Raw genomic sequence first — 25,267 nt, forward strand, 5'->3', positions numbered from 1 at the left:
TTTCTTTGTGAAAAAGAAAACCATGAAGGCGTTTTCGTCAATGGTCATTCAACAGGTGTTTTTAACTGTAAAATGTATCAATGATTTGATCGACAGCCGACGCATTCATGATTACTTTCCCATACTCTTTCAGCCTATAGGACGTAATAATACTCGGAAAGGAAAACTCCGACATAATCGCAATCACATTCTCCCTGTCGCCTTGGGGTAACTCATTTTCCCTAAATAACACATAATAATGATTATCCATATGATAAATTTGACCGCCATTTATATCTGAAATGGCTAAATAGTTCGCCACTTGGATGATATCCTCAAAATCATCAAAGGCGAAAATTAGCTCCTTGCTTTCGTCCAATGTGACTTTCATCTCCACAAAGTCCTCATCCCAGTCTGAACTGCTTCCATTTTGAGTCACGAACACATGCATACCCTGGGCTTGCATTAAATGAACCTGAACCAGCAGTTCACCTTCAAGTTCAAATCCCAATTCAGTACTTGCTTCATACATCATATCACTGAACAGATGACGTACATTGGCTGCATCATACCATAAATCCTCTTTGGTAAAACCGCGGTCAATTAAGTCATCAAACGTCAGAAATATGGTGAATTGGTTGTTGGATACCCGCTCAATGCGCATAAAGCATCCCCCTTCTCGCTTACATTTACATTATAAAGCCTGCCCGGCATTGTATTCAAAATGCCCGTTTACAATCAGCAGCTGTTTCTTTACTATTACTATATGCAACTGTAGCAGTTGTTGAACATTATAATTATTATTTGTCACTTTACAGGGTCTATAATGTTTATATCCGAACCATTATTATACAGATGAAAACACTGTATTGAAAGCAGAAAATTTGGGCAGTTCATCCTTATAAAACAGACATTATGTATACGTTATTTAAAAAATGAAGCTGTAAATCCTTAAGGATGTTCATAATAGCATATTTCCCTGCTACATGCGGTTGATGACTTCGATTAGTTCTTCTCCCCACAAATAAAATGAAACACTGAGAATTAAAATTAAAATAATAACCACAGATATTAACCGTACCGATGCACCGCTAATTTTTAATTTCGCAGGCTTATTTCGGCTGCCGTGCACTTCTTTTCTTGGTGGTAAATTTAAAATGTCAATATCGCGTTCTATTTTTGTTTCCGGTTCGATTACCGGCTTTTTCTCTTCAGTTTTTTGCTCACTCCCCTTCTCCACTTCATCCAAAAGTTTCCGCAGCTCTGCCCCATGATCATCATTATATTTATTTGATTCATTCATAATATCCTGCACCTCATTTCTGAAAGCGAATGATAACCCCCAGCACAAAATCCACTGTAAAATGAGCTATAATTGTAACGAATAAATTATCTGTAAGAACAAACATATACCCGATATAGAAACTAACAAACAAGACAGAAATCAACAGTACCGGTTTTTTTAAATAACGGATATGTATAAGTGCAAACAACGTGCTTGCAGTGAAATATCCGAATACCGTTTGAATAACACCGCGAAACAACAGCTCTTCTGTAACTGCAACCATTAATGCGATGCTAAAAGTCCCTTTAATGGAACGATTTTTAAAAATCCTATCATTAATTCCGCCATCGTCATAGTATTTTTTAGGTAAAATATTAATAAGCAGCAAATCGATTGCAACGATGATAAATCCCGGCAATACACCATAATAAATAAAATCATTCATATTAATGCTGAAATAGTCAAGCCAGTCAATCATATTATCAAATAAAAAAAAGCTTAAAATTATACTTAGGATCAGCAATAATGACTGAGATAATATCAATTGTTTTGTTAATTCTTTATCTGTTAACTGCTTAACAATATCACTTTGTTTCACTGTTATAATCTCCAATAAAAAACAGCTTCCCTAACTTGGTTTCCCATGAGGAATTTGTCTCATTAGCTTGTGTTTGCTCTGGCTCCCAATTTTTAAAGGAGAAATCGCAATTGCTGCAGCACGCATGCAGCGGGGTCTTGTAACCGGTTTGAAATCCTTTGTACAGACTTTCGCGTAAACACTGATCATCGTGTATCCAGTTGATAATCTCACCAAGTTTTTCTTCTTTTAAAGCTGACCTTTCTGTCATAAATTCCTTGATTTTCTCGATGGAATACTCCCATTCCTCGTGTTGAAAAACAAGCCGGTTTTTTTTAATCATACCATGCTTCTCCATCTGATAGTGCAAAAATCGCCACTGAATTTCACTTAGTTCTAACGTTTCAAGCACTTCGTCTGTTTTCGGAAGCTGCGGATTTTGCAAATAAAGTTGATACAGCCTGTTGAATAAAACATTCACATCTTCCACAGAAGGCAGTTCGTTATCGAGAATTGACTTATGGAGAGTCTCATCCCCCGGCGCATATAACAGCAAACTGACACTTGATTTACCATCCCGTCCGGCTCTTCCAGTTTCCTGCAAATAGGATTCCATTTGCAGTGGAAAATGATAATGCAGGATGAGCCTAATATCTTGTTTGTTAATTCCCATACCAAATGCACTTGTGCAGCAAATCACATCTAGCTGATCATTCATGAACTGCTGCTGTATGGAAATCCTGTCCACTTGGTCCATCCCTCCATGGTAATAAGCAATACGATGCGAAGGAAGTTTTTTGGACAGAACTGCAGCAATTTTCTCAGTTATTCGTTTGCTGGAAAAATAAATCAATGTCGGCACACGATACCGCTTTAGTATGTTAATGATCATTTCTTGTTTTTGTCTGTCATCATTCACTTTTTTTACTGTAAACGTGATATTCTCCCGGTCCATTGGATAAATATGGCGGACAATGCCGGGCCTGTTTAAGGATGAGATGATATCATTCTGAACTTCTTTCGTTGCTGTTGCGCTTAACGCCATGACAGCCGGATTATCCAATTGCTCTATAACATCTCCCAGCCGCAAATAATCGGGTCTGAATTCATGTCCCCACTGTGAGATACAATGCGCTTCATCGATGACAAATAGATTAACCAGCATTTGTTTCAGGCGATGAATAATGTCGTCATGCTGCAAAATCTCCGGAGACAGATAAATAAGCTTATACTGATCCAGCTGCTGTAAAACACGTTTTTTCTCGCGGAGATCCATAAAGCTGTTTAACGCTACAACTGCTTTAAACCCTGTAGCCTTTAACTGTTTAACCTGATCTTCCATTAAAGAGATGAGAGGTGAAACAACAATCGTAGCACCTTTAAACAGACTTGCGGGCAGCTGGTAGCAAAGCGATTTTCCCGAACCGGTCGGCAGAATGGCAAGCACATCACGCCAATCCATTATATCATTTATAATCTCTTCCTGACCCGGTCGGAACGAAGAAATATGAAATTGGTTTTTTAACTGTTCATTCAGTTTTTCTTTTATCAAAGGAATCACCTTGTTATGATATTTTCTCGACAGCCAGTACGAGACGTATCTGAAAATAACTGATGGTTTCGTTTACTTCCTGTTTGATAGCTTTTAATTTGAAAGATGATATATTTTTTACAGCACCCTTGATTTCCGCCTGTTCCCCCGCTGTTACATATGCTTCAATCGGGAAGTTCTCGTCGTACAGTGCTATTTCAACCACATGGTCATAAATTGTATTCAACTTCAATTGACGCATTATAGCTATATCTTCTGCCGAATAATGTCTGTCCAAAAGTTCTTTTGTCTTACCCGCTGAACTGGTAATTCTCATCTCTTGTGGCAGATCTTGCAAAAAACGTGTAAACAGAGGGTATGCAGCTGTATTTCGGCTTATTATCGTCAACATGTGATGAACGATAGCGGTTCTGACTAATGGGACATCAAGCTGTTTCATTTCATAGTGATCAGCAATCTGAAAGCTGCTCATACCATAATGGTTATATCCTGTAAGACTGTCAACAAAAATATTTGCCTCCATCTCTGAAAAACATTTCAGTAATTGATAGAGCTCTTCATAAAGTTGGTTCAGAAAATTTGCCTGGAAGCGATGTGTTTGATAATACTGCCTTTTCACCCAATTCGTTGCGATTCGCTTATCGACTACAGGAATGAAATGAAAATTATTTTTTTTGCTGTTTGTCATTGTCTGAATGAGCAGAAGCAGCCGTTCAAGAAAAATAGATGCTTTCTGATAATACTCCATCCCGTTAAAATAATTTACAGGAACGTGTTTCTTCTGTTCACGTAGCCAATTTTCTCCACGGACGGTCGTCATTGCTGCGTTGGTATTGTTCAGTAACAGCATATCTTCGTCAGCCAGTTGGTGTATGTGCTCTTCAAAATCCCGTTTTTGCAGCGAGGGATATATTCCATAAAAACGATTCAATTGGTAAATATGTGAATCCTGCACCGTCTGGATTGAACGTTTTCCTTTCAATAAATGATAGACTGCAGAAATGCTGCGCCCATCTTTAAATCTGGAGCAGCAAGACATGATGATGTAATCGAACAGCAATAGAGACCCCCCTTTATATGCAGATAGACTTGCATATGTTCATATCAATGATAACACGTTGTGGCGCAGTTGAAATGTATAACTTACTTTTTTACAATAGAATGAGTGATGATAGGTTCTTTTAAGCAGGGAGAGATTAGATGCCAAAATATACGATAGTGGATCAGGAAACATGTATTGCCTGCGGGGCATGCGGTGCCACCGCCCCCAATATATACGATTATAACGATGAGGCGCTGGCTTATGTTGTTCTGGATGAGAATGAAGGAACTGCCGAGGTACCCGGGAATTTGGAAGATGATGTACTGGATGCATATGAAGGGTGCCCGACAGACTCCATTAAGGTTGCCGAAAATCCTTTCCACGGGGATCCATTAAAATATGAGGGCAGTTAGGAAAAACATACATTTCCTTTATTATAATGGTTATGGTGAGAAAAACCAACACAAAATACCAGCCTGATTCAGCTGGTATTTTGCAAATAAAACCGATTATTGGCATATTTTTCAAAGAAATGGCTGATAATCGGATATAGTAAAATAATGAACACAGCATTGCCAACAGCGTGATACATATCGAACGGCAAACCTGCCAGATAATAAGGCCAAAATTTCCCGGCGATTGAATACGTAGTCAACGATATGATAAACCCGTATAAAAATCCGCTCAAGACTGCAAACGCAACAATGATATATACCGGAATTCTCCGCGGATATTTCCCCATAAAGCCACTGATAAAGCCTATCAGAGCCCAGGAAACAACCTGCCATACAGTCCAGATTCCCATCCCCAGCAGCATATTTGATAAAAACGTTGTTAACAATGCGAGTATGATGGCTGCCGCCGGGCCTAGCAGAAGCCCGCAAATGATAATCAGTGATGTGACCGGCTGTATGTTGGGAAGAAATGCAAACACACTTCTGCCAACTACCGCAAGTGAAGCGAGCAAAGCTAGTAAAGTCAGCTTGTAAGTATTCATAAAATTATTCCCATGCCTGTAAATCGAATGTTACTTCATCACCTGGGGATAATTCATATTCGGCGGCACCGACATTTGCCATTTCGCCATTCACCTTAAATATCCACGCTTTTTGTTCGTCCTCCTCGGCGGAAACTCGTTCGATGGAAGTGATAAATTGTCCATTTTCTTCAGTTTTAACATAAAAATTCTTTTGCAGAACATCCATTAAAATAGTGCCTTCTTCAATCTCAATTTCTTTTTCTGCAATGTATTCGGAACCTTCATCTTTACTTATCGTAATCCGGATTTCATCTTCGCTGAGTTCGCCATCTGCGTTTTCATTTGTTGAAGTCCGTGTATTATTGTTGTTTGATTCGGATTGATCTTCTCCCCCGGCGCCGCAGCCGGCTATCAGTCCAATAACCACTAATATCGATGCAATCCGTAAAATCAACTTGTTCATTTACGATTCCTCCTTGTTATGTTTTAATTTGTGCTCAAAAAGGATAAAAAAAGACTTATAAGTTTTAGGCGACGCAGTTTCAAGCAGCGGAAAACAACTTAACGAAAATCAGCGATGGAAACCAAAAGCAATACTGGACTGACAACAGCAGAACAATAAAAAAGCTAACCTCCTTCATAGGTTAGCTTAAAAGACAATCGAAAATATGCTGAGTTTATATCACGTTTTCGGTTGTCCCAATCGCTCATATCCCCGAAGCATTGAAACACTAGATATTGGCAGGTCTACTGACTTGTGATTCAAGCCTAATCTAAGGCCTTCCCGTACGGAATTCCATACAGTGGTTCACCCTTATTTCGTCAATCACTTACAGTTGCGAGGACAGTTCCAGCTTTTCACTGGATTCCCTATTAAGTTCGTGTTCAAAAGGATAACAAGGACCAAGAAGTCCGAGGCGGCGTCGCTTCGAGCATCGCATGAGAAGCGGAGAAAAAGAATTTCGATGTGACCTTGTTACCGGACTTTTTGAACAACTTCTTTAAGTATTTACACCAATATCTATTTTTCTTATTAAGATTTCAGCATTATAGTATCATAAACATCTCTGTTTTTCCAGCACAACGCTAAAGTGACAGGCACTACAGCGGAACCCTAATTTCAAACGTTGTACCTTCATCCGCCATGCTTTTCACGTTGATCGTTCCCCCATGTGTTTCAACGATATTTTTTGCAATCGCAAGTCCCAGTCCGGTTCCTTTCTTCTTGCCGTTTCTCGTCCTCGATTTGTCAGCTTTATAAAAGCGTTCAAACACAAAAGGTATATCTTCTTCCGGGATGCCGCTTCCATTATCCTCTATCGACACTAGAAGCTCAGTATTTGTATTTTCAACCATCACTTTTACAAAGCCATTTTCTTCAGTATGCCTGATTGCATTATCAATAAGATTAGTGAATACTTGTTCCATCCGATCGGCGTCCACTGAAATATTGGATATGCTCAGATGGTTTTTTGAAATGAGCTGAACATTATTTTCTTCTGCCAGTCCCTTGAATTTCTTCAGGATACGCTCCAGAAATTTGCCGGCATTAACTTTTTCCTTGTTTAACATGGTCTGACCTGCTTCCATTCGGGCAAGGTCCAAGAGTTCATTAACAAGCCTTCCCATGCGAAGTGACTCTTCATGAATAATCTGCGCCAGTTCATTTTTCTCCTCTTTGGACTCAGCAACGTCATCAACGATTGCCTCACTGTAACCCTGCAGCATTGATATAGGTGTGCGCAATTCGTGAGAAACGTTGGCAATAAAGTCCTGCCGCATTTTATCCAGACGTCTCTCCTCTGTCATATCGCGAATGACGGCTACAGCGCCTCGCACATAAGATTGGTCATACAATGGTGTCATGATCATGACCCATGTTCGTCCCTGTGCATTAATTTCCCGGATCACTTCTTTTTCGTCCTGAATAACACTTTGTAAAATCCCGCTCAGTGGCTCAGGGGATTTCGGGTTATCCTCGGTTGGCTCAATACCATTTTCGTAATGGAGCTTTTCAATGAAATGTTCTGCAGGCGGGTTGGTTACCAGCATATCACCGTTTCGGTTTAAGGTTATGACCCCGTCAGCCATTGAACTGACGATACTTGAAAATTGTTCCTTTTCCTGTCTTAATGCATTGATATGAAATTTCAGCTGTCTTCCCATTCGATTAAAAGCCATTGCCAGCTCACCAATCTCATCGTGGGTTAATATCGGTACTTTTGTGTTAAACTCCCCTCGTGTCAAATCGAGTGCTGCTTCCCGCATTTTTATCAGGGGCGAAGTGATTCGCGTTGACAGGAAGAAGGCAAAAATCGTTGTTAAAATAATGGCAATCCCTGCAGCAAGAAAGATAATTTTAGTCGTTTCAGCTTTGGTTTGGTTGACAATTTCCAGCGACTGATAAATAAAAACAGCTCCATTCGGATTAATCGGTGTTCCGACAATCATTGCTTCAACATTGCTGTTGGACAGTGTTATCTCTTTTTGGACATCCTGACCATTCTTGAAGACAGACATTAAATCTTCGTCATTCCGCAGCCATTGGGGATCAAGTTTATTTAAATCATTATCAGTACTGTCAGATGTCCGGAATGTTCCATCACCATAAATGAAGATAATCCGGCTCATCGGGTCTTTTAACAGTTCCGCATTTTCCAGGGGCAGTTTTCGATCATCATATTGCTCAACCATCCGGGAGACTTTTGTTGCTGTCTGCATCATTTCTTTTTCGGCTTCATTAACATGAAAGTTTTCAAAGAATCCCAATAATAGAATTGTTAAAATAAATAATACAAAAGAAACTAGCAATAATATCGTTATTGCTAGCTTCCCGACAACACTACGCCAAAACATTATGCATCATCTGCCTCAAATTTATATCCGACACCCCAGACGGTCACAATCATATCCGCAGCCTGTTTGGAAACATAATTTAATTTTTCCCGCAACCGTTTCACGTGTGTGTCAACTGTACGCAAGTCCCCGAAGAATTCATATTCCCATACTTCCTTCAGCAGCACTTCCCGGCTGAAAACTTTATCCGGTGCTTCAGCCAGAAAGCATAATAATTCATATTCTTTCGGTGTCAGGCTAACTTCGATGCCGCCAGTTGTTACTCGATGGGCATCATAATCGATTGTCAAATGAGGGAAAACGAGCAAGTTTTTGGTTGGCTTTTCCGTTTCATTATAATGGCCGGAAGCAACGCGTCTTAAAACAGCTTTTACACGGAGAACAACTTCTCTTGGGCTGAAAGGTTTGACGATATAGTCATCACTTCCAATTTCAAATCCCTGAACACGATTGGACTCTTCACCCTTTGCCGTAAGCATGATAATCGGCGTGTCTTTTTCCTTGCGCAATTCTTTGGTCATTTCAATACCATCCATCTCCGGCATCATAATATCCAACAGTATAACTTCATAGTCAGTGTTTAGAGCCATTTCCAGTGCTTTTTTGCCGTTTTCCGCTTCTTCTACTATAAAGTCTTCTTTCTCAAGATACATTCTTACCAGCCGGCGAATTCGATCCTCGTCATCTACTACCAAAATTTTTGGCTCTGCACTCATTGATACTCCCCCTTATCCAGGTTTTGTACGGTGTTACATGAAATGATTAATGGTTAAGCATAGGAGTGTAACCCTGCCAGGATCAGGTTGACAGCGATCAGGTTAAACATAATGATCGCAAATCCTCCTACGGCAAGCCAGGCTGATCGTTCGCCATGCCAGCCTCTTGAAAGCCGCAAGTGCAAAAATGCTGCATAGAAAAACCAGGTCACCAGTGCCCATACTTCTTTCGGATCCCATCCCCAGAAGCGGTCCCAGGCAACTTGTGCCCATATGGATGCAAATATTAAACCGCCAAGTGTGAATACTGGAAAACCGATGGCAACTGAACGGGATGATATTTCATCAAGCATGTCCGGCTTAGCTTTTTTCAGGAACGGCTGAATAGCTGCTCCCACCCGTTTGCGAAGAATTAACCGGGTCAAACCATATAATACAATGCCAGTCAGTACTGACCAGATAAGCGTATTGAATTTCCTTGCTGCATCAACACCCCGCATCCAGCCCGGCGCATCAAACAATGGTTCCATCCGATCACCCGTCAGCAGCTCACCTTCATTTGGACCGGCAATCGGCGGCAAGTGATAGTCTGTTGTGGTTGTTTGACCATTGAATGAATACTCAAATTCAGCGCTGTAACCTGATAGGTTGAACGCGGTTGAAATAACACTGAAACCGATAAAAATGAACAGTGAAAGCAGGACAATTTCGAGCCATGTTGTCCGTTTGCTGCGGACGGTCTGATCAATTTGTCTTATTAAATAAATAAGACCTGCTACGAAACTGATTGATAAGATTGCCTCACCCAGTGATACGGTCGTTACATGAATATACAGCCAGTGACTTTGCAATGACGGCACTAGCGGTGCAATTTCAGTCGGGAACATACTGGCATAAGCGATTACTATTATTGCAATTGGAAGGGCAAATAACCCTAATATGTTCAACTTGTAGATAAAATAAATAATAATAAACGCAAACACAAGTCCCATTCCGAAAAATGTCATGAATTCGAAAAGGTTACTGACCGGTGCGTGTCCACTCGCAATCCACCTTGTTATAAAATAGACGATTTGTGCCAGAAAGCCGATGATAGTTATTGTGATGCCTATCTTTCCACTGACATTTTTATTATCTTGTTTCTTACTTTCTTTGATTGTCGCACCAAAGAAGAATGTCGCAATCAAATAAAGGATAAATGCTGAATACAGCATTGTACTACTTATACCAAGCAATGAATCCATTTTATATCCTCCTCCAGCTATGGGGGTTCAGTTACTCGATTTCCTGCTGGTCTTTAACCATCTTAACATTGGTATCTTCAATGATATGTTCAATATCTTTCGTTAATCCAAACCAGTTTTTATTTGTATGCCCTGCTACCATCATACCTTCATTTTCCGGATGCAGCCAAATGCGGCGGTGCTGCCAATACATGCCCTGAATGACACCTATCATGAAAATTGCTGCGCCGATGATAAATAATGGGATCGTATAGTCACGTTTGACCGATAAACCGCTGGCGTACCGCATCTCAAAGTTTTCGATCCCCAACTTATAATCATTTTCACCGGTGGCATCAACGTTTTTTCCAATGCCGACAAAACTCATTTCCGATTCTTCATTACCTGGCGGATTTACGCTGAAAACGAAAGCCGGATTTCTGGGGTAATTTGTTTTGGATCTTGGTTCGCCCTCCTCCATTTCATAATCCGGGTAATATTGACTGACGGTAACACTAAAACCATTATTCAGTTTATACGTATCTTTCGGGTTACTCAGGTTGATCTTGAACGACCCTAGTGATGCCTCATCTGGATCATTTTTTTTATGAATTTTAAATGTCATACTGTTAAATTCATTTTGCTGGTAACCGGATTGATAAATGGTATAGCCATCAAATTTAAGTGGATGATTCATCTTAATCTTTTCTTCTTTCACTTTCTTGAGTTCGGGCTCAGCACCAGCGATTTTTTCCCCGGTTTCTTTATAAATGACAGCGTTTGTCTGAAAGTTTTTTTCAACCATTCCTTCCTGCGCAATCGCCTCTTCAAACCGTTTATCATCTTCGTCATAAGTTTCCAGGATAAATTTCTCATTCTTGATGTGATATTCACCGTCTGTACCGGGAATAACCGTTTGTTCACCTTCCCGGACCCAAACATATTCATCCATATACATAAACGGCGTCATTCGCAATAATGCAGCAATCAGGACAAGAATCAGACCAATATGATTTACATACGGTCCCCAGCGCGAGAATCGGCCCTTCTCTGCCAATATATGACCATTTTCCTCATATACCTTATACCGCTTTCTCTTTAATGCGGATATCAGTTTTGCCTTTTCGTCATCCGTTACGTGATCTGTTTCACTGAACAAACGCTGACGTTTCAAAAATTGTGTATGGCGCCTGGGCCGTTGTCTTTTCAATGCTTTGTACAACGGCACGAACCGGTCAATACTGCATATTACAAGTGAAATCCCAATTAATGCAATCAGCAGCAAATACCACCATGAGCTGTATAAATTATGAAACCCGAGCTGATAATAGATTTGCCCCAAAATTCCATACTGTGCTTCATAATATATAGACGGATCGCGTGACGCGGCTTCTGCAGGTATGTATTGTTCCTGGGGAAAAATCGTTCCAAGACCCGAAGCAATTAAAGCCAGAACGATGAGCCAAACCCCGACTTTTACCGAGGAAAAGAAATTCCATGTTTTATCTATAATCGATTTATTGTAGGTCTGTGATCGGCGGGCACTTCCGTCATACCGCATATTGAGCAATTTGCGTTTATCATTGCCATCGATATGCTGGTTCTTTTCAACCGGTTTACCGCATGCCTCACAAAGTACTGTTCCCTCCGGATTAACGTGTCCGCACTCACATTTAATTTTATCCATTCGTATCCCTCACAATTAACACATTCCTTTAATGTTCCGGTTGTATTTGCTGCAAGTAGCCCTCAATCTTGTCCAGCGTCAGGCCGCCTTCAACAACTTCTTCAATTTCCCCGTCAGGATTAATGAAAAACGTGCTTGGAAGCGGCCCGACATTATAGGCGTTCATCACTTCTTTATTGGAATCATATGGTACAGGGAATGTCAAATCGTATTTATTTATAAATTTATCGACAACAAATTTAGTCGTATCAAGATTAACAGCAACGATTTCAATACCTTTTTCTTTATACTCTGGATAAAGGGATTGCATATAAGGCATCTCGTCTTCACAAGGCTCACACCAAGTGCCCCAAAAATTCAGCATAACACCCTTGTTTTCCAATTCGCTCAATTGAACAGTCTCACGTTCGTTATTTTCGTTTATCTGTTCAAGTTTGAAATCGGGTGCTTGGGTTCCGGCGCTAACAGTTGTTTCATCCTTGGTTAAATTGGTCACTAAAGCATATACGACAGCGATGAGCAATACTGCCAATACAATGGTTCTGAAAATAAGCCGATTTCTTTTTTTCTGTTTTTTATTTGATTTTAACTGGTTTTTATTCATGATTGCTCACTCCCTACGCCATTATACCACGTAAACAGTATGATAAATTTGTCTATTAATCAACAATTTGATTACTCGCGGAAAGCCGTATCCTTTTAACTTCATGGGGAGTAAGCCGGCGGCAATCACCCGGTTGCATCCCCTTAAGTGTTAACAGACCATATCTTTCCCGTTTCAATTTGGAGACGGGATAGCCAAGTGCATCCATCATCCGTCTTATATGCCGGTTTTTTCCTTCACGAAGGGTCATTTCGATAATCATATTATTTTTTCGCGTGTCCGTTTCAAGGATTTTATATCTGACGATTTTTAATAGTTCATTGTCTGAACGGATGCCTTTGCGCAATTTATTAAGCTCATGCTTATCCGGGATTCCGTTTATTTTTGCAACGTAGACTTTATCAATGCCATATTTGGGGTGCATCAGGAGATTGGCAAAATCACCATCGTTTGTTAATAACAAAATACCGGACGTATCGTAGTCCAGCCTGCCTATGGGATAAATACGCTCCGGGACTTCTCCAAGGTAATCTGTAACAACCTTTCTCCCTTTATCGTCTTTAATGCTGGAAATGACACCCCTTGGTTTATACAGCAAGTAATACACGGGTTCTTCCTTTTCCAGCTGTACTCCCTCCACTTCAATCTTATCCTGAGGGCTGACTTTTGTTCCCAATTCCTTAACTTTTTTATTATTTACCTTTACTTTCCCGTCAACAATCAGTTTTTCGGCTTTTCTGCGGGATGTTACTCCGCTTTGGGCGATCACTTTCTGTAGTCGTTCCAATGAATTTGTCATCATATCACCATTTTTCTTTAATCTCACCATAATAATAGCGTTAACTATATGTTAACGCTACTCTTACAGTTTATCCAAATATTAATGTAACAATAATAACCGAAGCAATTATACCAACAAGGTCAGCTAATAGTCCAACTTTAAGCGCGTACCGCATTTTTCGGATGCCGACTGCACCAAAATAGATGGTTAATATGTACAGGGTTGTATCTGTACTGCCTTGCATAGTTGATGCGAGTCTCCCTATGAACGAATCAGGCCCGTATGTCCCGATCAGTTCTGTCGTCATCCCCAGTGCAGCTGTTCCGGAAATAGGTCTCACCATTGCCAGCGGGATGATTTCCGGTGGTATGCCGATGAATATCAGAACCGGCGAAATCAGCTGAATAAATGCATCCAGGGCACCCGAACTTCGGAGTATTGATATAGCAACAATCATGCCTACTAAAAAGGGGAGTAAAGAAAATGCCATTTTGACACCGTCTTTCCCCCCCTCGACAAACGTTTCATAGGTTGGCACACGCTTCCACGTTGCAGTAACGAGCACAATCAGAAGGAAACATGGTATCAGCCAGATGCTGATCAAAGTAATAATGCCCAAAATCTATCTCCCCCTTATGCTTCGGTAATAGAAGATTCGATCAATAATTAGCGCACTGATTGACGAAATGAGTGTTGCTAAAATAGTTGTACCGACAATCTCGGTTGGCAAATCAGAATCATATTGCATTCGGATGGAAATGACTGTCGTTGGTATTATTGTCAAACTGGAAGTATTTAAGGCAAGAAATGTGATCATTGACCTTGACGCAGTGTCCGTTCCGCTCAGCTCCTTCATTTGTTCCATGGCTTTAATCCCCATCGGTGTTGCTGCATTGCCCAGACCAAAAATATTTGCCGTAATATTGGATAGTATATACCCCATTGCGGGGTGATCTTTTGGTATATCGGGAAAGATTTTTGAGATAACCGGTCTGAATATGTTGGCAAGCAATCGTAATATCCCGGCTTCCTCAGCCACTTTCATGACACCCAGCCAAAATACCAGTATGCTGATCAGGCCGATGGATAGAGTAACAGCTTCTTCCGCGCTTTCAAATAAGGCTTTATTAACTTCATCCATCGTCCCATTAAACATGGCATAAACTATCCCGGTAACTGCCATTAAGGCCCAAATGATATTAACCATTTGGATCAAACCCGGTTATCGATTGATATACTGATACGATATCGTTCAGAAAAGCTGATTCGTGACGTTTCGAATATATTGGGGTTTCTGTTACTGGCACAGCATCCACAAAATAAATCGTCTTTCCGATTACATCTTCGGCTGCACTGGTATTATCCTGCAAGATAAAAGATTTGCTTCTGATTTCTTTTTGTTCGTTTTTTTGCAGCGGCAATGTTATATCCCGGTGGAGGTAGCCGGTAACCTTATTACCGGAGTCTGTCATTTGATAAATGGTTTCCCCCTTTTGATCAATTGTGGTCATATCATAGTTATCAAAACCCCAATCAAACATTCCTATATGGTCACGCCAATCATCAGGTCCATCTAAAGTAACTGCAACCAGTTCCATATCACCTTTTAAGGCGGAACTTACCAGTGTCCTTCCGGCAATTCGGGTGAATCCGGTTTTCCCCCCGTTTGTATGTTCATACATTCCGGTCAGTAATTTATGTTTATTTTTCCAGGAATAGGCCCTCTTCTCCGATTTATAGCGTCGAGTTTTGGTGATCTCTCTGAAAGTGTCATTGTCCAGCGCATAACGCATTAAAACAGCCATATCATAGGCTGTTGAGTAATGATTATCAGAATCGAGCCCATGCGGGTTATCAAAAGAAGTGTTTGTCATACCAAGCCACTGTGCTTTTTTATTCATTAAATGGACGAAACCTTCCAGGCTTCCGCCAACATGCTCGCTTATGGCTACGGCCGCATCATTGCCGGAACGCAGCATTAATCCATAAACAAGATCTTTCAACTTCATTTTTTCGCCTTCTTCCAAATAAATGGACGAACCGATAGTATTAACTGCACGATTGCTGATCGTTACAGATTCATTCAGTTCACCGGACTCAATGGCAATGATTGCTGTCATGATTTTTGTGATACTCGCTATTGGCTGCTGTTCATGTGCCTGTCTTTCGAAGAGCACCCTGCCTGATGATTGTTCAATCAAAATCGCATTATTTGCTGATACCTTTGGATTTGCTTGTCCGGAAGCTGGATAAAAAAGACTGCTTATGAGAAGACAGACAAGTGTTATTGCGGCATAACGCATACATTTTCCTCCTGCAGACGATTGGTTTTCTTGTACAGCTTATGCGCCTCCTGCTGAAGGATATGCTAATAATAACCGAATTATCATGACTCGAGCCGCAAACTTAAAAGCTCATGTAAAAAGGGACAGGGACAAAAGCATTTTATCAATCAAAAATCCGAACGATGGTTCAAAATTCTTCAGTTAGATTTCGAATCAGTTCGGATTTTTCTTTTTATAGTATAATTCGTTTCCATCTTAACCAGCGAAGCATTTTTCCGCAGCGGTGGTTAAGATTTACCCATACATTTCACTTAAATATTCCAGTTATCATTCGTCTTTAATGTTAAACGTTTTAGTTATGTCCCAGCCCCTTCTGATTGAAATAACGAAATTTACGTATGATCGTGATCATCCATATGTTCCGTGAATTTTTCAAAAAAAAGATCAGTCTCCTGTTCAAGCTGATCGGAGTCGATATCTTCAGGGAGGGGTGGCAATTCTTCAAGTGATGTTAATCCAAAATAAGTCAGGAAGTCTTTGGTTGTTGCAAACAGCATGGGCCGTCCTGAACCATCTTTTCTCCCAATTTCCTCAATCAATGATCTGGCAATCAATGTCTGTACAGGACGGTCACTTTTAACACCGCGTATATCTTCAATTTCGGTTCTGGTAATTGGCTGCTGATAAGCAATGATTGCCAATGTTTCCAGGGAGGCCTGTGACATCCTTGTCGTCTGCGGTGTTTCAAGCAGCTTTTTAAAATATGGGCTATGTTCAGTTTTTGTTGTCATATGGAATACTTCATGAGATTGCATTAAATGCATTCCGCGCTCCGGGCTGTTATAATCATTCTTTAATTCTTCCAGTAACCGTTCGATTATATGCTCAGGTATATTCAAAATCTGTGCTAATTGCTTCGCTGTAATGCCCTCATCACCACTGGCAAATAATAAGCCTTCTGTAATAGCCTTCAGTTCACTGAATTCCACGATTTCTCCCCCATATAAAAAACATACAATTGATCAAAATGATTCTCCTGCTCACATGTTACTTCATTACTTTTCATCAGCTCAAGTATTGCCATAAATGTAACGACGATATGAGAACGGGAAGGGTAGTCAAACAGCCGGTCAAATGATATTCCTTTTTCCGAGTACTTTACTAAATCAAGAACTTCAGCCATTCGCTGCTCAATTGGAATACCGCTGCTTTTAACTTTTGTTTCCAACGGTTCATTCCATTTCTTGCGCTCGAACATTTTTCCTAAAGCATCAAGCATATCATAAATGGATACATCGCCTTTGGTTACAGGCTGAGTGGTTTCATAATTCTCGAATACGACAGGCGGTCTTGTGAAAATCTGATTAGCTTCCATTTCTCTGTCCTGCAATTTTTGGGCTGCATCTTTATATTTTCGGTATTCAATCAAACGCTGCATCAATTCTTCCCGCGGGTCTTCCATATATTCATCATCCGGTTCTTCTATTTCCTGTTTTGGCAGAAGCATCTGGCTTTTCATAGCAAGCAAAGTAGCAGCCATTACCAAATACTCACTGGCGATATTTAATTCAAGACGCTGCATTGTATGAATATAATGCATATATTGTTCGGTTATCTGAGCCACAGGTATATCATATATATCAATCTCATACTGATTGATTAAATGGAGCAAAAGATCGAGAGGACCTTCAAAGGCATCCAATTTCACTTGATATGGCTGATTCACAACAGTTCTCCTTTCATTTACGGCAAATGAAGATTTAATCTGCCTTAACACGCAGTCAGCTGAATAAAGTTTCATTGATCTGAAATAAACGCCCATACAAATTGATGACTGTTGTCATAAGTTATTAACGTAAGATAAATGTTACCAAAAAAACATTTATTCGTTAAGCAAAAAAAGGAGGAGTACCATTATGAGTTATAACTATGGCGGAGGGTTTGCGCTGATCGTTGTATTGTTCATCCTTCTGATTATTGTCGGTGCTGCATGGATGTAATCATATCCTGCTGGGCGGCAGCACCACTCAGCAAGTATTTACAAACAAAAGCCAGCTCGATAAAGGAGCTGGCTTTTGTTTAGTTACTTTCTTCGTTTCCCTGCTGTTCCTGTTCAACCGATTTATTCAGGAATTGCTGTATCGATTCATCAGCACAGACTGCATACTTATCACCAAACATATCCTGTATTTCCTTCACCATCATTTTGCCGATTCCGGAATTTCGATGTGAAGGGTTAACAGATATGTGCTGGACAACCGCGTCAATATCATTCTCAATGCGCACACCGATTGCACCCAGTACATCTTCATTCTTCCAGAGGAAAAGATGCCAATCCGGGTTGGTCTCATATTCTTTGATGGTCTGCTGCAATTTTTTTACATCTTTCCCTTCAGGCATGAAAGATAATAATCCCATCGCAATCTTTTCATAATTTTTTTTATAACGAATAAACATAAATATCCCTCATTATGATAGTAACTTACCAATCAAAAAGAGCTGATCATACCCAATATGAATGATTCCCTCAACCACTTTGGGCAAAAGTTTGTATATATAGTTATGCAGCATCATGCTTTATTTGTCAACATTGACCCCGGCCATACTCCCAAAAAGCTTTTTGTTAAATTCAACCAATGGTTGAATTCCCAAATTATATCAAGGATTAGAAGAATTAAATCCGCAATCAATCCCCTTTATTCAGACTCAAATCTAATTTTATCCTTTATCATCATTTCCATATTTTCACATAAACATACACGTGCTTATTTTTGTCTGATAGCTTCATAAATTGTATAACCATCCGATTGTTTATCCTTAAAACGGAATGGAATGATATTAATGAATGCTATCCATAAATTAAATAATAACATTAACAATAAATAGCTGCCGGGATATACAATATATAATAGGGCGCAAATACATGCAGCCAACAAACTGCTGAGCGGCCCGAAAATAGCTATCTTGATGCGTTCGCCCGGCTGATAAGGCACTTTCCGTTCACTGAGAGCCATTCCTCCAACAAAGAAGAATAAGCGGATTACAATATGCATTTGTTTCCATATCGTGCGATAAACAATGTTGCCTGCGCCTATCGTCAATGAGACTTTATCAGCTCCGACTGATTTTGCCCCAATTAGATGGCCCAGTTCATGGATTGCCGTCCCTGCCGGAGCAACGACGAAAATAAGGTACAGGAATATATAAATATTCATACATATCTATTATTCTGTTGTCACTTTCACTTCTTTCATAACATCGCCATTTTTCATTGCTTTTGCAAAGTCAACCCCTGAGGTTACCTGACCAAAGACAGTGTGGACATCATCCAAATGCGGCTGTGGTTCATGCACAATAAAAAATTGGCAGCTCCCGGTATCTTTTCCGGCGTGAGCCATTGAGAGCGATCCTTCCGCATGTTTGTGCGGGTTGCCTTCCGTTTCACATTTAATAGTATAGCCGGCATTACCGGTGCCGTTTCCGTTGGGACAGCCGCCCTGACTGACAAACCCGTCAATTACCCGGTGGAATGTTAATCCGTCATAAAAATTGCTGTTGGCCAGCTTTTCAAAATTTGCTGCAGTGTTCGGTGCTTCATTTGGATAAAGTTCGAATTCTATTTTATGTCCGTTTTCCATTAATATATATCCTTTTTTCTGCATCGTTCATATCCCCTTTTTTCTATTCTTACATCATTTTAGCTGACCTTTCCGCAGAAAACAACAACATTATTCGTATGAAATATCATTTTTTACGACATCGTGATATGTTTCACGCTTGACTACCAACTGATCCTGGCCATTTTCTACAAAAACTACAGCTGCTTTCGGAAAACGATTGTAATGGTTAGCCATTGAATAGCCATACGCTCCTGTTGAAAATACAGCCAAAATATCGTTGCTTTCAACAGCCGGAACCGGGAGATTCCACATAAGCATATCGCCCGATTCGCAACACTTGCCAGCTATTGAAACCGTATCTGTTACCGGCTTTCGCGCTTTGTTTGCCAATACGCCTTCATACTTCGCATTATAAAGAGCGGGGCGTATATTATCGGTCATTCCCCCATCAACAGATACGTAATTGCGGACACCGGGGATCTCTTTTATGGAACCAACCGTATATAAGGTTATCCCCGCATTACCTGCAATAGCACGCCCGGGCTCAATCCATATTTCAGGCAGAGGCAGATTGAAGTAAGCTGCCTGCTCCTCAACAACGGCCGATAATTCTTTCACATGCGCAGAATAGTCAAGCGGTTCATCTTCCTGAATATAGCGGATCCCAAAACCGCCCCCGAGATTGAGAACTTCTGGAGTATAATCATACTTTTCATGCCAATCGGCCAATTTCTGAAAGAGAATCTTTGCCGCAAGCAGCAACTCTTCTGTTTCAAATAATTGTGAGCCAATATGGCTGTGCAATCCTTTGAATTGAATATGTTCGCTGCGCTGTAATTGTAAAAAAGCCTCATCTGCCTGCCCCTTAGCCAAATTAAAACCGAACTTGGAATCCTCATTGCCGGTAACAATATAATCATGCGTATTTGGTTCAATGCCAGGAGTCACACGCATTAACACATCTATATCCTTATTTTTTCGCTGAAGAATATTATTGATCAGTTCAATTTCGTGAAAATTATCGACGACTATACAGCCTATATCATATTCGACGGCCATTTCCAGTTCATCAACACTTTTATTATTGCCGTGCATATGTATTTTGTCTGCGGGGAAGCCAGCTTCCATCGCCGTGTACAGTTCTCCCTGTGATACCACATCAAGACTTAATCCTTCCTGCTTGATAACCTGAAGCATTGCAACAGATGAAAAAGCTTTGCTTGCATATGCTACTTGCGACCGAACTCCAAGTTCCTGAAATGTGTCGACAAACGCACGGCAATTTTCCCGTATTAAAGAAACATCGTAAACATACAACGGTGTGTCGTATTTTTCTGCCAAGACTACGGAGTCAATTCCCCCTATTTCCAGATGTCCTGCTTCATTTAAGTTAAATGGATGATAGTCCAATATCATACTAAATTCCCCCGATTGATCCTGATTGACCATTTTAAAATTCAGAAAGCCCGATAGCCGTTTTACCTCAATGCGGATACCGGAGCTTTCATATGTTAAAGGCATCTTGCAGATCACTTAAAGTGTAAAAATACTTTACCACATAAAAGCCAAAAACAAAAGCGGAAGCCCCGGAGTCAAACACCCTCCGTCCTTTTGCATCCATCGCCCTTCAGAAAGCTGAATGATGAACCTAAAATATCCTCTTTACGTCTTTGGCTGTCTGTAATCATTTTTAGGGTGGACAATACTTGGGCGTCTATTTGAATATGGAATTGGAATCCGGAATAGAATTTGGAGCATTCCGTATGCATCGAACGGAATAAATGGCCACAAGTAAGGTGTCTTCAATGATTTTAACTGAACTAAATAGAGTACATATAACGTAAAACCGACTGTGAAGCCAATTGAACCAAATAGAGCTGTAGCCACTATTAAAAATAACCTGGCGATTTTATTAGCAACACCCAATTCATAACTCGGCGTAACATATACACCAATCGCACTTATCGATACATACAAAATAATTTCAGGTCCGAAGAGCCCGACGTCGATAGCTATCTGGCCGATTAAAACGGCAGCAATCAGTCCCATTGAGGTTGCCAATGCCGTTGGTGTATGAATGGCTGCCATCCGCAAAAATTCAATTCCCAAGTCTGCAAGGATGATTTGTATCGCAACAGGGATAGTCCCTTCTTCCTTAGGTCCGATAAACGAAAGTTCTCCTGGTAATAACGACGGATCCATTACAAACAAAAGCCATAAAGGCAATAGAAATGTCGATGCCATAATGGCTATGAACCTTATCCAGCGCATAAAGCTCCCGATCAGCGGCGTCTGACGATATTCCTCGGCATGCTGCATATGATGGAAAAAGGTTGTCGGCAGGATAATGACACTCGGCGACGTATCAACAATTAATACGATATGTCCTTCCATTAGATGGGTGGCTGCAACATCCGGACGTTCGGTATATCTGACTAATGGATATGCCTTCCATTTGCGTCCGGAAATAAATTCCTCCAACGTTTTATCTGTCATCGTAATGCCATCAATTTCAATCTGTTCCAATTTTTCTTTCGTAATTTTAATCAGATCCCTGTCAGTCACATCATCGATATAACATAAGCAAATATCCGTTTTTGACCTTTCACCGACCTTCAGCATTTCATGACGAAGCCTGGCATCGCGGATTCGCCTTCGTGTCAATGCCGTGTTTTCGATAATATTTTCAGTATAGCCATCACGGGATCCTCTGACAACATGTTCCGTATCAGGCTCTTGTGGCGTGCGACCCGGATAATTACGGACATCCACAATAAACGCATATTTTATTCCATCAATGAAGATAACAACTAAACCTGATAACATCTGATCGACAACCTCATCCAGAGATTGTGTTCGTTCCACCTGCTGATAAATGATCCGGTTTTCAACGATTTCCGGTACTTTTTTCTTGTTAATTTCATCATCATTGATTTGAACAAGCTGACGCATAATTTGCTGTACTACCGAAGCATCACAAAGTCCGGTAACGTAATATAGTTGAATTTTTGTTTTTAAAACGACTAATTCGCGAAAACCAAGGTCAAACGATGTGTCCAGCCCAACGTTATCCTTCATGTATTGCTTGTTTTTATCTATTTTTGCGTAAATCGGACTTTTATTTTGGTTCTGACTCATAAAATTCAACGCTCCACTTATTCTTATTTAATATCAGGTAACTTATTTCACAAATATCGTCCATTGAAAAAGGGAACCTGCGATTTTTCCAAATACTATTGCCATTAATAACCACAACAATTTATCTTCCATTCGAATACGTTTTGATAAAATTGGAAATACATTCAGTACCTCAGTCAAAGCAGCTGCCAGCATTCCATTAAACACCCCGTGAAAAGACCCCCATAGTACGAGCAGAATCAGCGGTTGATCCCAAGATACATCTGCAAATGACATGAATATCCCAAATAATGATCCAAGAATGATGCTCGCGATATAAACGGGTATCAGTCTGTCCGTCTTACTCAACTGGATCAATCTCGGTATGATCCCCAATACTGTTAAAAAAGCAACAAAACCGCCCCCGACGGCTACACCAGCAGCGAACCCAATCATTACTTCCACTAGATTAATCAAGATGCTTGTTATCATTTAACGTGTTCTCATAATGGGCGAGATACTGATCCATGTTCTGCTGGTAATTGAAGATTTCAACTTCAAGAGGGCTGGGTTCCTCATTGATCCGCTTGCTGAACCAGTGGTTAAAAAACAAGAGCATTCCGAATCCAAGTCCAAGTGAGTACGGTATCTGAATCCATAAGGGATACTGGTTCTTTTCGCCTGTCAGTAAGTAATGGAGTTTTTGCTGAACCTCCTGCATACTGACATCGTAATGAAAATTGATAATCGTCATGGCAGTGCCAATAAACAGAAGCAGCCAAACAATTGCTGTAATCATAATGTTTGGCGATTTTTTATGTTTTTGTATCCGTATAATTGTATGCGAAGGTCCGACAAGCTGAAATTCAAGTTTTCGATAATGTGTGTTTAAGTGATCAATGACTAAGAAACTGTCCACGACCACTACATTCAGATCTTTCTTTGTAATACGATAGATCGGCGTTTTTTCCAATTCATTTTTTAATGGGGATGCTGTAGAAATGCAGGCAATATCCTTCAGGTTAATTTTCTTCAAATGTGGCAGTTCGATACTCTTCTTCATGCGCAGATATACAATCTCTGACATCCAGGATACACCTTCTTTACGATGTTGTATGAAATAGTATTTGTTAAAAGCGGAAGAATTATCACAGAATCAGCCGACTTATACTGGATTTAAATTCTAATAAAAACAAATCAGCATATTATTTCTATTGAGGTTCTTTTGGAAAGGCCGTTTTCAAAAAGCTTATTGTTTTCAACACAAAATCCATATACTGCGACATAATGACATAATGGTTGAGTGGAGTGACACCACTACGGAAATACACTCTGCTTTCCGCGGACATCTCCAGTTGAAGGGTTAAAGCATGATCCATCGATACGTGGCAAAGAGCGCCATTGAACGTAATTTTATAGAAAACAGTCTTTGATTAAGATGTATAAAAGGCAGGCTGGTATTAGTGAAAATAAAGTATTATTTTGTAGCCTATTTCATTTGCATTTTTCTTATATTACTGTTCGTAGCATTCATATCCGTATCCAAGAATCAAAATGGAATTTTTCATTTCGCCGCTATTAATGAATTGACGGAATCTGACTTGATATCAGAATCATTCGTGCTTATGATGGGTTCGGAAGTTCCTCAGCTGAGGGACAATTTAAATGAGAATGATATCAAGCCGCCGGATTTTTCTTCTTTAATGTTTGCTTTCACATCAGGAATAACACCCAAAAATTTCACAAGTCTGATTGAACTCGAACTGCCGGGAATGAAATCTTTTTTCAACGGGGTGCATCTGCAAGGAGAAGAATTTGATTTGACGGCGATGCCGGTGGAATCACCCCCGCCTGATTTTGAAAAACTGCTGAAAGAGGACTCCTCTGGAAATCAGCCTGAGAAGGAAGATGGGACTGGTCAGGAAACATCCGATGCAGAGGTATTTATTTATCATAGTCATGCCTGGGAGGCTTTTTTGCCTTTACTTGACGATAAAGAGAAAAAGCCGAGTGAAGCTTCGAGTACAAATAGTAAGCAAAATATTGTGCTTGCAGGTTCTATGCTTGCCGATCAATTGGAGAAAAGAGGCGTAAGTACACTTCATGATAAAACCAATGTTACAGCGAGTCTTAACGAAAAAGGCTGGGGCCCCGGTGATTCATATAAATTTTCCCGGCAGTCCGTTAAAGAAGTCATGGCCTCGAATGACAATGTAAACTATATAATTGATATTCACCGTGATGCTCTGCGTAAAGATCAAACGACAGTAACAATTGACGGAAAAAGTTATGCTAAATTGTTCTTTATTGTGGGAGTCGGCCATGAGGATTACGAGAAAAACTTCCAATTTGCAAAGGAATTGCATAATCTGATTGAACAGAAATATCCTGGACTCAGTAAAGGCATATATGAAAAAAGCAAATCTGATGGGAACGGTATATACAATCAGGATATCTCGGGGCGTTCACTTTTAATCGAATTCGGAGGGATTGATAATAATCGCGAGGAACTCAGAAATACAGCTGAAGCCATGGCGGAAGTCCTCAGTGAACATCAAAAAGATGCTGTAAAAGTCAACAGTGCAAATTAAGAAGCCAAAACTGTGAACAAAGGCTCGGGGCGCCCGTTTAGCGACGTACGGACTACGTTCAGCGCTGCAGGTGGGTCGGCGTTGCCGCGCATCGCGGCGGTTTTAGCCGATCTGCCTCACTGGCCGCAGGAGATAAAGGAAACATGCCCCCTCATAGGGGGTATGCCGACGTTGGGCGCAAAGCCCGGGTTTAAGTCGGCCTTCCTTGGACTTCTGGAATCGCTGTTGACTTATCGGACGGAGGTGAAGGAAGTCACGCTACAGCTTTAGCGCTGGAGCCGGACGTGGCAATTTTCGATAAAGCATTCGTAGAGCCAAAAATTTATGCTTTTTTATATAATTAAAAAACCTTTTTTCTCAATTAAGAAAAAAG

The 25,267-nt window shown here is 40.4% G+C and carries 28 protein-coding genes and 1 riboswitch; of the genes, 3 read left to right on the forward strand and 25 right to left on the reverse strand.

The window, feature by feature from the left end; genetic code table 11:
• Positions 1 to 61: 61 nt before the first annotated feature.
• The 5 genes from VK097_RS12175 to VK097_RS12195 all read right to left on the reverse strand — a co-directional run bounded on the left by VK097_RS12175 (position 62) and on the right by VK097_RS12195 (position 4,453).
• Entirely contained in the window at positions 62 to 643 is a 582-nt protein-coding gene (locus VK097_RS12175; protein ID WP_324212076.1) for a genetic competence negative regulator, read from the reverse strand.
• A gap of 318 nt (positions 644 to 961) precedes the next feature.
• A complete protein-coding gene (locus VK097_RS12180; protein WP_324212077.1) occupies positions 962 to 1,282 on the reverse strand; it encodes a hypothetical protein in 321 nt (106 codons plus the stop codon).
• Positions 1,283 to 1,295: 13 nt separating this feature from the next.
• Positions 1,296 to 1,862, reverse strand: a complete 567-nt coding sequence (locus VK097_RS12185) for a CPBP family intramembrane glutamic endopeptidase (RefSeq protein ID WP_324212078.1) — start codon at positions 1,860 to 1,862, stop codon at positions 1,296 to 1,298.
• The gene (locus VK097_RS12190; protein WP_324212079.1) at positions 1,849 to 3,402 is read right to left on the reverse strand and encodes a RecQ family ATP-dependent DNA helicase; all 1,554 of its coding nucleotides are present in this window, start codon (positions 3,400 to 3,402) and stop codon (positions 1,849 to 1,851) included. The genes VK097_RS12185 and VK097_RS12190 overlap by 14 nt, the downstream gene beginning before the upstream one ends.
• 4 nt (positions 3,403 to 3,406) lie before the next feature.
• Positions 3,407 to 4,453 carry a YpbB family protein gene (locus VK097_RS12195; RefSeq protein ID WP_324212080.1) on the reverse strand — a complete coding sequence of 349 codons (1,047 nt, stop codon included), beginning with the start codon at positions 4,451 to 4,453 and terminating at the stop codon, positions 3,407 to 3,409.
• Positions 4,454 to 4,593: 140 nt separating this feature from the next.
• Here VK097_RS12195 and VK097_RS12200 point away from each other — a divergent pair, with 140 nt between their 5' ends.
• Entirely contained in the window at positions 4,594 to 4,848 is a 255-nt protein-coding gene (locus tag VK097_RS12200) for a ferredoxin (RefSeq protein WP_324212081.1), read from the forward strand.
• 68 nt (positions 4,849 to 4,916) lie between these two features.
• Here the strand turns inward: VK097_RS12200 and VK097_RS12205 are convergent, their stop codons facing one another.
• The 13 genes from VK097_RS12205 to VK097_RS12265 form a co-directional block, all read right to left on the reverse strand.
• Positions 4,917 to 5,432 carry an ECF transporter S component gene (locus tag VK097_RS12205; RefSeq protein WP_324212082.1) on the reverse strand — a complete coding sequence of 172 codons (516 nt, stop codon included), beginning with the start codon at positions 5,430 to 5,432 and terminating at the stop codon, positions 4,917 to 4,919.
• Positions 5,433 to 5,436: 4 nt separating this feature from the next.
• The gene (locus tag VK097_RS12210) at positions 5,437 to 5,877 is read right to left on the reverse strand and encodes a DUF4430 domain-containing protein (protein WP_324212083.1); all 441 of its coding nucleotides are present in this window, start codon (positions 5,875 to 5,877) and stop codon (positions 5,437 to 5,439) included.
• Positions 5,878 to 6,137: 260 nt separating this feature from the next.
• Positions 6,138 to 6,334, reverse strand: a riboswitch (cobalamin riboswitch).
• 181 nt (positions 6,335 to 6,515) lie between these two features.
• Entirely contained in the window at positions 6,516 to 8,270 is a 1,755-nt protein-coding gene (locus VK097_RS12215) for an ATP-binding protein (protein ID WP_324212084.1), read from the reverse strand.
• A complete protein-coding gene (locus VK097_RS12220) occupies positions 8,270 to 8,986 on the reverse strand; it encodes a response regulator transcription factor (RefSeq protein WP_324212085.1) in 717 nt (238 codons plus the stop codon). The genes VK097_RS12215 and VK097_RS12220 overlap by 1 nt, the downstream gene beginning before the upstream one ends.
• A 53-nt stretch (positions 8,987 to 9,039) precedes the next feature.
• Positions 9,040 to 10,230, reverse strand: coding sequence for a c-type cytochrome biogenesis protein CcsB (gene ccsB / locus VK097_RS12225; RefSeq protein WP_324212086.1), 1,191 nt, complete (start codon positions 10,228 to 10,230; stop codon positions 9,040 to 9,042).
• Positions 10,231 to 10,261: 31 nt separating this feature from the next.
• Complete coding sequence (gene resB / locus VK097_RS12230; protein WP_324212087.1) at positions 10,262 to 11,896, reverse strand: cytochrome c biogenesis protein ResB; 1,635 nt, start codon at positions 11,894 to 11,896, stop codon at positions 10,262 to 10,264.
• A gap of 28 nt (positions 11,897 to 11,924) precedes the next feature.
• Complete coding sequence (gene resA / locus VK097_RS12235) at positions 11,925 to 12,500, reverse strand: thiol-disulfide oxidoreductase ResA (protein WP_324212088.1); 576 nt, start codon at positions 12,498 to 12,500, stop codon at positions 11,925 to 11,927.
• Between the two features lie 55 nt (positions 12,501 to 12,555).
• Positions 12,556 to 13,299 carry a pseudouridine synthase gene (locus VK097_RS12240; protein WP_324212089.1) on the reverse strand — a complete coding sequence of 248 codons (744 nt, stop codon included), beginning with the start codon at positions 13,297 to 13,299 and terminating at the stop codon, positions 12,556 to 12,558.
• Between the two features lie 70 nt (positions 13,300 to 13,369).
• On the reverse strand, positions 13,370 to 13,900 hold the full coding sequence (locus VK097_RS12245) for a spore maturation protein (protein WP_324212090.1): 531 nt from the start codon (positions 13,898 to 13,900) through the stop codon (positions 13,370 to 13,372).
• A gap of 3 nt (positions 13,901 to 13,903) precedes the next feature.
• Positions 13,904 to 14,488 carry a nucleoside recognition domain-containing protein gene (locus tag VK097_RS12250; RefSeq protein WP_324212091.1) on the reverse strand — a complete coding sequence of 195 codons (585 nt, stop codon included), beginning with the start codon at positions 14,486 to 14,488 and terminating at the stop codon, positions 13,904 to 13,906.
• Positions 14,481 to 15,584, reverse strand: a complete 1,104-nt coding sequence (locus VK097_RS12255) for a D-alanyl-D-alanine carboxypeptidase family protein (protein WP_324212092.1) — start codon at positions 15,582 to 15,584, stop codon at positions 14,481 to 14,483. Before VK097_RS12255 ends, VK097_RS12250 begins: the two co-directional genes overlap by 8 nt.
• 374 nt (positions 15,585 to 15,958) lie before the next feature.
• Complete coding sequence (gene scpB / locus VK097_RS12260; RefSeq protein WP_324212093.1) at positions 15,959 to 16,555, reverse strand: SMC-Scp complex subunit ScpB; 597 nt, start codon at positions 16,553 to 16,555, stop codon at positions 15,959 to 15,961.
• Positions 16,537 to 17,292, reverse strand: a complete 756-nt coding sequence (locus VK097_RS12265) for a segregation/condensation protein A (RefSeq protein WP_324212094.1) — start codon at positions 17,290 to 17,292, stop codon at positions 16,537 to 16,539. The genes scpB and VK097_RS12265 overlap by 19 nt, the downstream gene beginning before the upstream one ends.
• Before the next feature lie 190 nt (positions 17,293 to 17,482).
• Between VK097_RS12265 and VK097_RS12270 the strand changes: the two genes are divergently transcribed.
• Complete coding sequence (locus VK097_RS12270) at positions 17,483 to 17,566, forward strand: YjcZ family sporulation protein (RefSeq protein ID WP_040912433.1); 84 nt, start codon at positions 17,483 to 17,485, stop codon at positions 17,564 to 17,566.
• 79 nt (positions 17,567 to 17,645) lie between these two features.
• On the opposite strand, the gene VK097_RS12275 is transcribed toward VK097_RS12270, so the two are convergent.
• The 7 genes from VK097_RS12275 to VK097_RS12305 all read right to left on the reverse strand — a co-directional run bounded on the left by VK097_RS12275 (position 17,646) and on the right by VK097_RS12305 (position 23,390).
• Positions 17,646 to 18,023 carry a GNAT family N-acetyltransferase gene (locus VK097_RS12275; RefSeq protein WP_324212095.1) on the reverse strand — a complete coding sequence of 126 codons (378 nt, stop codon included), beginning with the start codon at positions 18,021 to 18,023 and terminating at the stop codon, positions 17,646 to 17,648.
• Positions 18,024 to 18,331: 308 nt separating this feature from the next.
• The gene (locus VK097_RS12280) at positions 18,332 to 18,781 is read right to left on the reverse strand and encodes a site-2 protease family protein (protein ID WP_324212096.1); all 450 of its coding nucleotides are present in this window, start codon (positions 18,779 to 18,781) and stop codon (positions 18,332 to 18,334) included.
• 9 nt (positions 18,782 to 18,790) lie between these two features.
• Positions 18,791 to 19,228: a peptidylprolyl isomerase gene (locus VK097_RS12285; protein ID WP_324212097.1), complete on the reverse strand. Its 438-nt coding sequence runs from the start codon at positions 19,226 to 19,228 to the stop codon at positions 18,791 to 18,793.
• Positions 19,229 to 19,294: 66 nt separating this feature from the next.
• Positions 19,295 to 20,602 (reverse strand): diaminopimelate decarboxylase, encoded by a 1,308-nt coding sequence (gene lysA / locus VK097_RS12290; protein WP_324212105.1) that lies wholly within the window; start codon positions 20,600 to 20,602, stop codon positions 19,295 to 19,297.
• Between the two features lie 246 nt (positions 20,603 to 20,848).
• The gene (locus VK097_RS12295) at positions 20,849 to 22,324 is read right to left on the reverse strand and encodes a spore germination protein (protein ID WP_324212098.1); all 1,476 of its coding nucleotides are present in this window, start codon (positions 22,322 to 22,324) and stop codon (positions 20,849 to 20,851) included.
• A 42-nt stretch (positions 22,325 to 22,366) separates the two neighbouring features.
• Positions 22,367 to 22,795 carry a stage V sporulation protein AB gene (locus VK097_RS12300; protein ID WP_324212099.1) on the reverse strand — a complete coding sequence of 143 codons (429 nt, stop codon included), beginning with the start codon at positions 22,793 to 22,795 and terminating at the stop codon, positions 22,367 to 22,369.
• The gene (locus VK097_RS12305; RefSeq protein ID WP_324212100.1) at positions 22,773 to 23,390 is read right to left on the reverse strand and encodes a stage V sporulation protein AA; all 618 of its coding nucleotides are present in this window, start codon (positions 23,388 to 23,390) and stop codon (positions 22,773 to 22,775) included. Before VK097_RS12305 ends, VK097_RS12300 begins: the two co-directional genes overlap by 23 nt.
• Positions 23,391 to 23,766: 376 nt before the next feature.
• On the opposite strand from VK097_RS12305, the gene spoIIP reads away from it, so the two are divergent.
• On the forward strand, positions 23,767 to 24,894 hold the full coding sequence (gene spoIIP / locus VK097_RS12310; RefSeq protein ID WP_324212101.1) for a stage II sporulation protein P: 1,128 nt from the start codon (positions 23,767 to 23,769) through the stop codon (positions 24,892 to 24,894).
• Positions 24,895 to 25,267 lie beyond the last annotated feature (373 nt).

Origin of the sequence: Lentibacillus sp., from assembly GCF_035301675.1 — a bacterium.
Classification (GTDB): Bacteria; Bacillota; Bacilli; order Bacillales; family Amphibacillaceae; genus Lentibacillus.